The sequence below is a fragment of the Streptomyces palmae genome (genome assembly GCF_004684805.1).
Taxonomy (GTDB): Bacteria; Actinomycetota; Actinomycetes; order Streptomycetales; family Streptomycetaceae; genus Streptomyces; species Streptomyces palmae.
Genome location: NZ_SRID01000230.1, coordinates 1 through 10923, shown reverse-complemented (window position 1 = coordinate 10923; position 10923 = coordinate 1). Strand labels below are relative to the sequence as shown.

General features: G+C 73.1%; 10 protein-coding genes. 1 reads left to right on the top strand and 9 read right to left on the bottom strand.

The genetic code is table 11. The features are described 5' to 3' along the window. The 8 genes from E4099_RS21495 to infC form a co-directional block, all read right to left on the bottom strand. Window positions 1–1177, bottom strand: a 1177-nt coding sequence (locus E4099_RS21495; protein ID WP_135340739.1) for a PP2C family protein-serine/threonine phosphatase, incomplete at its 3' end; no start/stop codon positions are given. A gap of 249 nt (window positions 1178–1426) precedes the next feature. Further along, entirely contained in the window at window positions 1427–3949 is a 2523-nt protein-coding gene (pheT, locus tag E4099_RS21490) for a phenylalanine--tRNA ligase subunit beta (RefSeq protein ID WP_135340738.1), read from the bottom strand. Then, on the bottom strand, window positions 3949–5067 hold the full coding sequence (pheS, locus tag E4099_RS21485; protein ID WP_135340737.1) for a phenylalanine--tRNA ligase subunit alpha: 1119 nt from the start codon (window positions 5065–5067) through the stop codon (window positions 3949–3951). The genes pheT and pheS overlap by 1 nt, the downstream gene beginning before the upstream one ends. Window positions 5068–5360: 293 nt before the next feature. Continuing rightward, entirely contained in the window at window positions 5361–6419 is a 1059-nt protein-coding gene (locus E4099_RS21480; RefSeq protein ID WP_386389260.1) for a sensor histidine kinase, read from the bottom strand. A 281-nt stretch (window positions 6420–6700) separates the two neighbouring features. Further along, a complete protein-coding gene (locus E4099_RS21475; protein WP_135340736.1) occupies window positions 6701–7534 on the bottom strand; it encodes a TrmH family RNA methyltransferase in 834 nt (277 codons plus the stop codon). A gap of 135 nt (window positions 7535–7669) precedes the next feature. Beyond that, window positions 7670–8053, bottom strand: a complete 384-nt coding sequence (rplT, locus tag E4099_RS21470) for a 50S ribosomal protein L20 (RefSeq protein WP_135340735.1) — start codon at window positions 8051–8053, stop codon at window positions 7670–7672. Window positions 8054–8175: 122 nt separating this feature from the next. Continuing rightward, window positions 8176–8370, bottom strand: a complete 195-nt coding sequence (gene rpmI / locus E4099_RS21465) for a 50S ribosomal protein L35 (RefSeq protein ID WP_135340734.1) — start codon at window positions 8368–8370, stop codon at window positions 8176–8178. 129 nt (window positions 8371–8499) lie between these two features. Next, entirely contained in the window at window positions 8500–9132 is a 633-nt protein-coding gene (gene infC, locus E4099_RS21460; RefSeq protein WP_135340733.1) for a translation initiation factor IF-3, read from the bottom strand. A gap of 460 nt (window positions 9133–9592) precedes the next feature. Between infC and E4099_RS21455 the strand changes: the two genes are divergently transcribed. Beyond that, the gene (locus E4099_RS21455) at window positions 9593–9961 is read left to right on the top strand and encodes a DUF1844 domain-containing protein (RefSeq protein WP_135340732.1); all 369 of its coding nucleotides are present in this window, start codon (window positions 9593–9595) and stop codon (window positions 9959–9961) included. Between the two features lie 28 nt (window positions 9962–9989). Here the strand turns inward: E4099_RS21455 and E4099_RS21450 are convergent, their stop codons facing one another. Beyond that, window positions 9990–10781 (bottom strand): MIP family channel protein, encoded by a 792-nt coding sequence (locus E4099_RS21450; RefSeq protein WP_135340731.1) that lies wholly within the window; start codon window positions 10779–10781, stop codon window positions 9990–9992. Window positions 10782–10923 lie beyond the last annotated feature (142 nt).

The following is a 10923-nucleotide window of genomic DNA, read 5'->3' as shown; positions in this document are numbered from 1 at the left end:
GGTCCGGGGCGGCGCCGCCGCGCCGGTCGTGCCGCAGCACCAGCAGGGCCACGTCGTCGCCGAGTCGGCCGCCGGTGTGGGCCAGCACCGCGGACTGCACCCGGGCGACGAGTCCGGCGGGGCCCAGGGCCGACTCGCGGGCGGCCCGGGACAAGGTGGGCTGGAGGGGGAAGAAGACGCCGGCCCGGTCGCGGGCGTCCTCGGCGCCGTCGGTGTGCAGCACCAGCGCGTCACCGGGGCCGAGTTGCGCGACGATGTCCACCGGGAGCTTGTCGGGGAGGGGGAAGAGTCCGAGCGGCGGCAGGGCGTCGCCGGGGCTGAGTTGACGGGCCGGCGGACCGGCCGCGGACAGCTGGTGGGGCCAGGGGTGACCGCAGTTGAGGGCGAGGATCTCGCCCTCCGGCCGGATCTCCAGCAGCAGTACGGTGACGAACTCCTCGGCGAGCGGGCTGTCGGGCTCGGCGGCGCCGCCGGCCGGGTGCTCGGCCATCGCCCGCTCCCTCAGGTGCCGTTCCATGGCGCGCTCCAGCCGGCGCAGTACGTCGGCGAGTTCGGCCTCGTCATGGGCGGCCTCGCGGAAACTGCCCAGCATCGCGGCGACGGTGCCGATGGCGGGGAGGCCGTGGCCGCGCACATCGCCGATGATCACTCGGACTCCGTGGGCGGTGCTCAGCGCTTCGTAGAGGTCGCCGCCGAGTTCGGCGCCGCGGGTGGCGGAGAGGTGTCCGCCGGCCAGGGTGAGGCCGCCCAGCCGGGCCGGCAGCGGGCGCAGCACCACCCGCTGGGCCGCGGTGGCGACGGCTCGCTGCCGCTCCAGCTCGCGGACCAGCCGCAGCCGGCGGCAGGAGGTCAGCCAGCAGGCGGCGACCACCGCCACGATGGCGGCGCAGGTGCCGGCCCGGGTCGCCGCGGCCTCCGCGGAGTGCGCGGAGGTGAGCGGTATGAGGGCGGCGATCGCGCTGACGCCGCCCATCAGGACGCAGCGTCGGCGCCCGCTGCTCGCGCAGGCGATGGCGGGTGCGGCGGCCAGGAGGGGAACCAGGTGGACGTCTCGGGGCGAGAGCCACTGCGATCCGACGACCAGCAGGATCCACAGGCCGGGCGAGACCGTGACGAGGGTGCCGAGGGCCCGGCGCAGGCCGGTGCGGGTACCGCCTGCGGCCTTGGTCCTGATCATGCGGTCGGCCCCCTTGCGATCGAAGAGGCGGTCGGCCGGCCCGGGTGCGGACGCACTCGCCGGGCGCCGGCGGTCGCCAAGATTCTTGCGACCATCCGCACCGAATTGACCCGACTCTGACCAGTTCTCACCCGAACGGGTGAGGTGACGTGTGTGTACTGACGGGTGGGCGCGGAAAAGAGCGCGGGGCGCACCCCACCCGATGGTGGGATGCGCCCCGGTGCGGTGGTGCCCGTGGCTACCGCGGCATCAGGCGCCGCGCAGCACGGCTCCGGTGCGCTCGACCGCGGCGGCCACCGCCGCGTCCCGGGCGGCGCTCGCCTCCTCGGCGGTCAGCGTGCGGTCGGCGGCGCGGAAGCGCAGGGCGTAGGCCAGCGACTTCCTGCCCTCGCCCAGCTGCTCGCCGGTGAAGACGTCGAACAGCCGCAGCGACTCCAGGAGTTCACCGGCGCCGGACCGCAGTGCCGCCTCCACGTCGCCGGCGGCGACCGAGTCGTCCACGACCAGCGCGACGTCCTGGGTGGCCACCGGGAAGGCGGAGACCCGCGGCGCCGGCACGGCACCGGCGCCCTGCAGGCGGTCCAGCTCGATCTCCATCGCGCAGGTGCGCTCCGGCAGGGCGAGGGCCTTGATCACCCGGGGGTGGATCTCGCCGGCGCTGCCGACCCGGATCTCCTCGCCGTCCACCACGGCCAGCAGCGCGGCGCAGCGGCCCGGGTGGAACGGGGCCCGCTGGTCCTGGCGGACGATCAGCTCCACGCCTGCCTCGCGGGCCACCGCGCGGCCGGCCTCGATGGCGTCGGCCCAGGTCGCCGGGCGGCCCGGTCCCCACCAGCCGTCCTGCTCACGAGCCCCGGCGAGGACCACGGCGGCGTGCCGCGGCTGCCGCGGCAGCGCGGCGTCCAGCGCGGCGATCTCCTCGTCGGTGGGGCGGCGGTCGACCGGCAGCCGGACGGCGGCCGGCTCCTCGCCCGAGGGGCGGAAGACCAGTCCGGTCTCGAACAGCGCGAGGTCGTGCTCGCCCCGGCCGTCGTTGCGGCGCAGCGCGGTGAACAGCCCCGGGAGCAGGGTGGTGCGCAGCGCGGGCTCGGCGTCGGAGAGCGGGTTGGCCAGCGTGACCACGGTGCGGCGGGGGTCGTCCGGGGCCATGCCGAACTGGTCGAAGACCTCTTCGCCCAGGAACGGGTAGTTGAGCACCTCGACGTAGCCGGCGCCGGCCAGGGCGCGGCCGACCCGGCGGTGCAGGCGCTGGCGCTCGGTCAGCCCGCGGCCGGACGGCGGCTGCGGGAGGGTGGCGGGGAGGTTCTCGTAGCCCTCCAGCCGGATGACCTCTTCGGCCAGGTCGTTGGGGTCGGTGAGGTCGGGCCGCCAGCTGGGCACGGTGACCGTCAGGTCATCGGCGCCGTAGACGTCGCAGCCGACCTCCTGGAGGCGGCGCACCACGGTCTCCCGGCCGTAGACCACACCGGCGACCCGGTCGGGGTGGTCGGCGCGGAGGGTGATGGTCCGCGGCCCGCGCGGGGCGAGGATCTCGGTGACCCCGGCCTCGGCGGTGCCGCCGGCGAGCAGCACCAGCAGGTCGACGGTGCGCTGGGCGGCGGCGGCGGTGGCGTTCGGGTCGACGCCGCGCTCGAAGCGCCGGGACGCCTCGGAGGACAGCTTGTGGCGGCGCGAGGCCCGGGCGATGGTGACCGGGTCGAAGTGGGCGGCCTCGATGACCACCTCGGTGGTACCGGCGGCCATGTCCTGGGGGGTCTCGGCGGCCACGTCGGCGATCTCGGTCTCGGCACCGCCCATCACGCCGGCCAGGCCGATCGGGCCCCGGTTGTCGGCGATGACCAGGTCCTCGGGGTCCAGCACCCGCTGCACGCCGTCGAGGGTGGTGAGCTTCTCGCCGGGCTCGGCGCGGCGCACCGCGATCGGCCCGTCGACGCGGGCGCGGTCGTAGGCGTGCAGCGGGGTGCCCAGCTCCAGCATCACGTAGTTGGTGATGTCGACGGTGAGCGAGACCGGGCGCATGCCGGCCTTCTGCAGCCGGCGCTGCATCCAGATCGGGGACCTGGCGTGCGGGTCGAGGCCGGTCACGGTGCGGGCGGTGAACCGGTCGCAGCCGACCGGGTCCGCGACCTGCACCTGGTAGCCGTAGCTGTTGGGGGCCGGTACGTCCAGCAGGGCCGGGTCGCGCAGCGGCAGCCCGTAGGCGGTGGCCGCCTCGCGGGCGACGCCGCGCAGCGACAGGCAGTAGCCGCGGTCGGGGGTGACGGCGATGTCCAGCACCTCGTCGACCAGTTCCAGCAGCTCGATGGCGTCGGTGCCGGGCTCGTACTCCGGGGGCAGCACGATGATGCCGCCGGAGGTGTCCTCGCCCATGCCCAGCTCGTCGCTGGAGCAGATCATGCCGTGCGAGACCTTGCCGTAGGTCTTCCGGGCGGCGATCTTGAAGTCGCCGGGCAGCACCGCGCCGGGCAGCACGACCACGACCTTGTCGCCGACGGCGAAGTTGCGGGCGCCGCAGACGATCTCCTGGGGCTCGCCGGTGCCGTTGGCCTGGCCGACGTCGACGGTGCAGAAGCGGATCGGCTTCTTGAAGCCCTCCAGCTCCTCGATGGTGAGGACCTGCCCGACGACCAGCGGGCCGGTCAGGTCGGCGCCGAGCTGCTCGACCGTCTCGACCTCGAGGCCGGCGGCGATGAGTTTGGCCTGCACGTCGCGGCCGGTGGTACCGGCCGGCAGGTCGACGTACTCCCGCAGCCAAGAAAGCGGGATCCGCATCAGATCTCCATCCCGAAGGGCCGGGTGAAGCGCACGTCACCCTCGACCATGTCTCGCATGTCTGCCACGTTGTGCCGGAACATCAGCATCCGCTCGATGCCGAAGCCGAAGGCGAACCCGCTGTACCGCTCGGGGTCCACGCCGCAGGCGGTGAGCACCCGCGGGTTGACCATGCCGCAGCCGCCCAGCTCGATCCAGCCCTCGCTGGAGCAGGTGCGGCAGGGGTTGTCGGGGTTGCCCACCGACGCGCCGCGGCACGCGAAGCACAGCATGTCCATCTCGGCGGACGGCTCGGTGAACGGGAAGAAGGCGGGGCGCAGCCGGGTGCTCATGCCCTCGCCGAACAGGGCGCGGACCATGTGGTCCAAGGTGCCCTTGAGGTCGGCCATGGTCAGGCCCTCGTCGATGGCGAGCAGCTCGACCTGGCTGAAGACCGGGGTGTGGGTGGCGTCCAGCTCGTCGGTGCGGAAGGTGCGGCCCGGGCAGATCACGTAGATGGGCGGCTCGCGGTCGATCATCGACCGGACCTGCACCGGCGAGGTGTGGGTGCGCAGCACCACGCCGGAGTCGGCGCCCCGCGGGCCCTGGACGAAGAAGGTGTCCTGCATCTCGCGCGCCGGGTGGTCCGGCGGGAAGTTGAGGGCGTCGAAGTTGAACCACTCGGCCTCGACCTCGGGGCCCTCGGCCACCTCGTAGCCCATGGCCACGAAGATGTCCTCGATCCGCTCGGAGAGCGTGGTGATCGGGTGCCGGGCGCCCGCGGGACGGCGGTCGTAGGGCAGCGAGACGTCCACCGCCTCCTCGACCAGCACGCGGGCGTCGCGCTCGGCCTCCAGGGCCTCCTGGCGGGCCTTGAGCGCCTGGTTGACCTGCCCGCGGGCCTGCCCGACGCGCTTGCCGGCGTCGGCCTTGGCGTGCGGCGGCAGCGCGCCGATCTCGCGGTTGGCCAGCGCCAGCGGCGACCGGTCGCCGGCGTGCGCGGCCTTCACCTCGCGCAGTGCGTCGAGGTCCGCCGCCGCCGCGATGGCGGCGAGCGCCTCGTCCCGCACGCGGGCGATCTCTTCCGGTTTCAGTGCCTCGACCTCGACCGGGTCGTACGACTTGTTGGGTGCCGACATCTCTTCCCGTGCTTCCGATAGCTGGCTACTGCGTCTGCTGCTCCGGCCGTGTCCCTCCCCCGCGGGGAGTGGGGTGTTCCCCCTGGCGGCGCAGCGCGGACCGGGGGACCCTCGCGGGCCCCGCCGACGACAAGGACGCAAAGGTGCCAAAGGTCGAGTCTAAGGGGCCCGGGGCCGGTGACGAGCCCATGGGCCGCTCAGGCCCGCCCGTCGCCCGCCACCGCCCTGTACGGCGCTGCGCGGCACCTACCCGATCGTCGCCCGCCACCGCCCTGTACGGCGCTGCGCGGCACCTACCAGGCCGGCGTGCCCACGGGCAGGGTGAATCGGAACCTGGCGCCGCCGCCGCGGGCCCGGTCCACGGTGATGGTTCCGCCGTGCGCCTCGACGATGCCCTTGACGATGTAGAGGCCGAGGCCGGTGCCGCCGCGCTTGCTGCCGCGCCAGAAGCGGGTGAAGACACGGGCCATGGACTCCTCCGGGATGCCGGGCCCCTCGTCGCTCACGGTGACGGCCGTGCCGGCGCATTCCTGCTGGTGCGGGGACGAAGGGGACGACGAGGGCGCCACCTCGATGGTGACAGTTCCCTCTCCGTGCCGCACCGCGTTTTCCAGCAGGTTGCCCAGCACCTGGTCGATCTTGTCGGGGTCGGCCCACAGCCGCGGCAGGGGCTCCCGGACGCGGATGCAGAAGCGCTCGGGAGCCTGGCCGGCGGCGGTGTGGGCCTGCACATGGCGGCGGACCGCGGCGGTGATGTCCACCGGTTGGCGGCGCACCTCCAACCGACCGGAGTCGATCCGGGAGATGTCCAGCAGCTCGGCGATGAGCCGGGTGACGCGGTTGGCGTCGGCGTCGACGGTCTCCAGCATCAGCCGCTTCTGGTCGTCGGTGAAGCGCTCCCACTTGGCGAGCAGGGTGGCGGTGAAGCCCTTGACCGAGGTGAGCGGGGAGCGCAGCTCATGGGCGACGGTGGCGATGAGTTCGGCGTGGCTCAGCTCGGTGCGGCGGCGCGCCTCGGTGCCGCGCAGCGTGATGACCAGGCGGCGGACCGGGCCGGTGGGGTGCTCGCGGACGTAGCGGACGGAGACCAGCACCTCGTGCCCGCCGGGCAGCAGCAGGTTGCGCTCGGGCTGCCCGGTCCGGATGGCCAGTCCCCGGTACGGGTCGGTCAGCGGCCACCAGCGGCGCCCTTCCAGGTCCTCCAGCGGGAGGGCGCTCTCCAAGGGCCGACCGAGGACGTCGGCGGGGCGGATGCCGGTGAGCCGGGCGGCGGCGGCGTTGAAGCAGCTGACCCGGCCGGCCTCGTCGGCGACGACCAGCCCGTCGGGCAGGTCGTCGGGATGCACGCCCAGGCCCGCCGGGCCGGGTTCCGGGAGGTGTTCGGGTGCGCCGGACGGGTGTGCGCCGACCGGTGGACCGGGGGGGCGCGCGTCGGCGGACGCGCTGGGTGGGCGTACGCCGGCGGGTGCGCCGGGCGGGCGCGCATCGACGGGCGCACCCGGTGGGCGCGCCCCGATCGGCGTGCCGGATGGGCGCACACCGACCGGGCGGTTGTCCCAGCCCGTATCGGTGGGCCTGACGTCCCTGCCCGCCATCCTCAGCCCCCTCTCAGGCCCCGAGGGTGGCCACCCTACTAGCTCGACGTCACGGAGCGGCACCCACCGGGTGCGCGCTGCGCACGGGCGGACGCGTAGAGGCACACCGCGGCGGCGGTGGCGAGGTTGAGGCTCTCGGCCTTGCCGTGGATGGGGACCCGCACCACCTCGTCGGCGAGCGCGCGGGTCTCCTCCGGCAGGCCCCAGGCCTCGTTGCCGAAGATCCAGGCGGTGGGGCCGCCCATGCTGCCCTCGTCGAGTTCGGCGTCCAGGTCCCGGCGGCCCGCGCCGTCGGCGGCCAGCAGCCGCACGCCCGCCCCGCGCAGCCGGCGGACGGCCTCCTCGACGGGTACGCCGACGGCCACCGGCAGGTGGAACAGCGATCCGACGGAGGCGCGCACCGACTTGGGGTTGTAGAGGTCCACCGAGGCGTCGGTGAGGATCACCGCGTCCGCGCCCGCGGCGTCGGCGCAGCGCAGCACGGTGCCGGCGTTGCCGGGGTCGCGGACATGGGCCAGGACGGCGACCAGCCGGGGCCGGGCGGCGATGATCTCGTCGAGCGGCGAGTCCAGGAAGCGGCACAGGCCGAGGATGCCCTGCGGGGTCACGGTGTCCGACATGGCGGCGACGACCTCGTCGGTGGCGATGAACACCGGTACCCCGGCGGTCTGCGCGGCGGCGACGATGTCGGCGTGCCGCTCGGCGGCCTCGGGGGTGGCGTACACCTCGATCAGGTGGGTGGCTGCCTCGCGGACCGCCTGCGGGCCCTCGGCGAGGAAGCGGCGCTCCTTGCCGCGGAAGCTGCGCTTGGCCAGGCGGCGGGCGGCGATCACGCGCGGCGATCGCAGGGAGGTCAGCTCGGGGGCCACCATGGGGGTGCACTCGCTTCCGGGGACGGGGCCGGGGCCCTCTTGCGGATCAGGCCGGCCGGGGTGTCGCGCACCGGGCCGGGACGCGCGCGGACCCGCAGGCGGCGCATCCGCCTGCGGGTCCGGTCAGGCTGCTGCTCAGGCGGCCTTCGGAGCGTTGACGTCGCTCGGCAGGGCCTTCTGGGCCACCTCGACCAGCGCGGCGAACGCGTTGGCGTCGTTGACCGCGAGGTCGGCCAGGATCTTGCGGTCCACCTCGACGTTGGCGGCCTTCAGACCCTGGATGAAGCGGTTGTAGGTCATGCCGTTGGCGCGGGCAGCGGCGTTGATGCGCTGGATCCACAGCTGACGGAAGTCGCCCTTGCGCTTCTTGCGGTCGTTGTAGTTGTAGACCAGGGAGTGGGTGACCTGCTCCTTGGCCTTGCGGTACAGGCGGGACCGCTGGCCCCGGTAGCCGCTGGCCTGCTCCAGGATCGCCCGGCGCTTCTTGTGGGCGTTGACTGCGCGCTTGACGCGTGCCACTTGGTTAACTCCTTGTACGGGGCCGCGGGGGGTTCACACGGCCCGGAAACGAATGGGTCCCGACCCCCCTGCCCGGTAGCGGGCGCGGAGGGAGCGCACCCCGCCGGAGCGGGGCGGGGGCGTCACTTGCCGAGAAGCTTCTTGATCTTCTTGGCGTCGGCCGGGGCCATCTCGGCCGTGCCGGCGAGGCGACGGGTGAGCGTCGACGGCTTGTGCTCCAGAAGGTGGCGACGGCCGGCGCGCTGGCGGAGCACCTTGCCGGAGCCGGTGATCTTGAAGCGCTTGCTGGCACCACTGTGCGTCTTGTTCTTCGGCATGTCGCCGTTCTCTCCTCGTCGGTGGCGCTTCCGGCTCGCGCTCGCGGAACCTCAGGTGGAAGCGTCAGCTGTTCAAATGGTCTCCCGGGGCCGGGGCCCCGGGCATCCGGGACCCCACGGGCCCCGAAGTCACGCCTCGGCGGTCTCCTCGGCGGGGGCGCTGCCCTGCTGGCGCTCGGCCTTGCGGGCGGCCTGCGCCTCGCGGGCTTCGGCCATCGCCTCGGTCTTCTTCTTGTGCGGACCGAGGACCATGATCATGTTTCGGCCGTCCTGCTTCGGGTTGGACTCCACGAAGCCGAGATCCTGGACGTCCTCCGCGAGCCGCTGCAGCAGCCGGTAGCCGAGCTCCGGACGGGACTGCTCACGGCCACGGAACATGATCGTGATCTTGACCTTGTCGCCCTGCTTGAGGAACCGGACGACGTGACCCTTCTTGGTGTCGTAGTCGTGCGGGTCGATCTTCGGCCGGAGCTTCATCTCCTTGATGACCGTGTGCGCCTGGTTCTTGCGCGCTTCACGGGCCTTCATAGCCGACTCGTACTTGAACTTTCCGTAGTCCATGAGCTTGCAGACCGGCGGACGGGCGTTCGCCGCCACCTCGACCAGGTCGAGGTCGTACTCCTGCGCAAGCTCCAGGGCCTTGGCAAGCGGCACAATGCCGACCTGCTCGCCACTGGGACCGACGAGTCGCACCTCGGGGACGCGAATCCGGTCGTTGATGCGGGGCTCGGCGCTGATGGATCCTCCTCGGTAGCACCGCACGACCGCCTGGAGGACAGCCGCGCAACGTCTGTTCGTACGACCCCTCAACCGCCGTGACGCACAAAACGCCCCGGACGAGACGCAGGCGGGGCTCCAATGGACCGGGAGCACCGCCGCGAAACACCGCGGGGCGCAGCCTGACCTATGTGACCCGCCGACCCTGGGGCCAGTCGGGTGGGAAGCGGAGCCTCCACTTGCGGGCTGGGCATGGATGTCCAGCCGGTCGTTCCCCAACTCTACACGACACCGGTAACGGGCGTCGCCCACCCGGAGCCACCGGATGCCGCTCGCGCGGAGGGGCGGCCGGGGAGGGCTGATGGAGAAGCTCGCGCCTTGAGCCGGACCACCTACCAAATTTGGTAGGTGGTTGGTAGGTGGTCGCGCAAGGCTCCCGCCCGCGAGGAGCGGACGGGAGGGGGTCTTCTAGGCTGGGGGCGAGACCCGACAGCGAAAGTGAGCCATGAGCGACGCCACCCCCGCCCCGAACGACCGGCCGGACTTCGACGCGGTCACCCGCGACATCGCGGATGTGCCCGCCGTCGAGGTGATCACCACGGTCGCGGTCCACCTGATGAGCGCCGCCGCGGTCAACCTCGGGCTGGCCGAGGAGGGTCCGGAGCACAAGGACCTGGACGAGGCCCGCAAGCTGATCAACGCGCTGGCCGGCCTGGTGACCGCGAGCGCCACCGAGATCAGCTCCTTCCACGCGGCCCCGCTGCGGGACGGCCTGAAGTCGCTACAGCTCGCCTTCCGCGAGGCCTCGGTGGTGCCGGACGAGCCGGGCCAGGGCCCGGGCGAGAAGTTCACCGGGCCGGTGTTCGGGGGCTGAGACCCCCCGCGGGCCGGCGCCGGTCGCCTCAGGGCGCCTCGCCGGTCCGCCGCGCCCGCGGCACCTCGTCCGCCGTGTCCACCCCGTCTACCGCGTCCACCGCGCCGGTCACCCCGGCGTGGGTGAACCGGTGGACAACGGCCGCGAACACCGCGCCCACCAGCGGCGCGATCAGGAAGAGCCAGTACTGGGACATCGCGTCGCCGCCCGCGTAGATGCCCGGCCCCAGGCTCCGCGCGGGATTCACCGAGGCGCCGGTGAGCGGGATCCCGACCAGCGTCACCACCGCCAGGGTCAGCCCGATGGGCAGTGGCGCCAGACCGCGTACCCGTACCGTGCTGGTCACCGCGAGATAGATGTAGACGAACAAGAAGGTGAGCATCAGCTCGGCGAGGAAGGCCCCGCCGGCGTCCATGTGCACCGCGGAACGGCTCCCGTAGCCGTTGCTGCCGAAGGCGCCGCTGGTCCGCAGGCCGGGTACCTGCTTGGCGAGCAGAAGCAGCACCGCGCCACCGACGATGGCCCCCACCAGCTGTGCGAGCCAGTACTCGATGGCGGTGCGCAGCTCGATGCGCCGGGCCAGCAGCACTCCCAGCGTGATCGCCGGGTTGATGTGGCAGCCGGAGATCCTGCCCAGCGCGTAGGTCAGCGCGACCAGGGTGAAGCCGAAGGCCAGCGCGATGCCGACGGTGCCGATGTACTCCGCCCCCAGGACCGCCGATCCGACGGCGAAGAACACCAGCATCAGGGTGCCGATGAACTCGGCCACCATCGAGCTGGTGTCGACCGGGATGTCCCCGGCCGTCGTTCTGGTCTCCATGGCGCTCTCCTCGACCGGGTCGCGAGCCGTACCAGCATGCAGTAGCAGCATTCTGGGACAGACCAGGAGGTTTCGCCTGTCGAAGATCAGCACGGCGCCGGCCTCCGGCGGTGGGGCCGGGAGCTGTCTCTTATACACAGCT

Excerpts from the sequence above, each read along its gene's own strand:
- rpmI (WP_135340734.1), bottom strand. The coding sequence starts at position 8,370 with ATGCCGAAGAACAAGACGCACAGTGGTGCCAGCAAGCGCTTCAAGATC.
- E4099_RS21455 (WP_135340732.1), top strand. The coding sequence starts at position 9,593 with ATGAGCGACGCCACCCCCGCCCCGAACGACCGGCCGGACTTCGACGCG.
- pheT (WP_135340738.1), bottom strand. The coding sequence starts at position 3,949 with ATGCGGATCCCGCTTTCTTGGCTGCGGGAGTACGTCGACCTGCCGGCC.
- E4099_RS21475 (WP_135340736.1), bottom strand. The coding sequence starts at position 7,534 with ATGGTGGCCCCCGAGCTGACCTCCCTGCGATCGCCGCGCGTGATCGCC.
- pheS (WP_135340737.1), bottom strand. The coding sequence starts at position 5,067 with ATGTCGGCACCCAACAAGTCGTACGACCCGGTCGAGGTCGAGGCACTG.
- E4099_RS21450 (WP_135340731.1), bottom strand. The coding sequence starts at position 10,781 with ATGGAGACCAGAACGACGGCCGGGGACATCCCGGTCGACACCAGCTCG.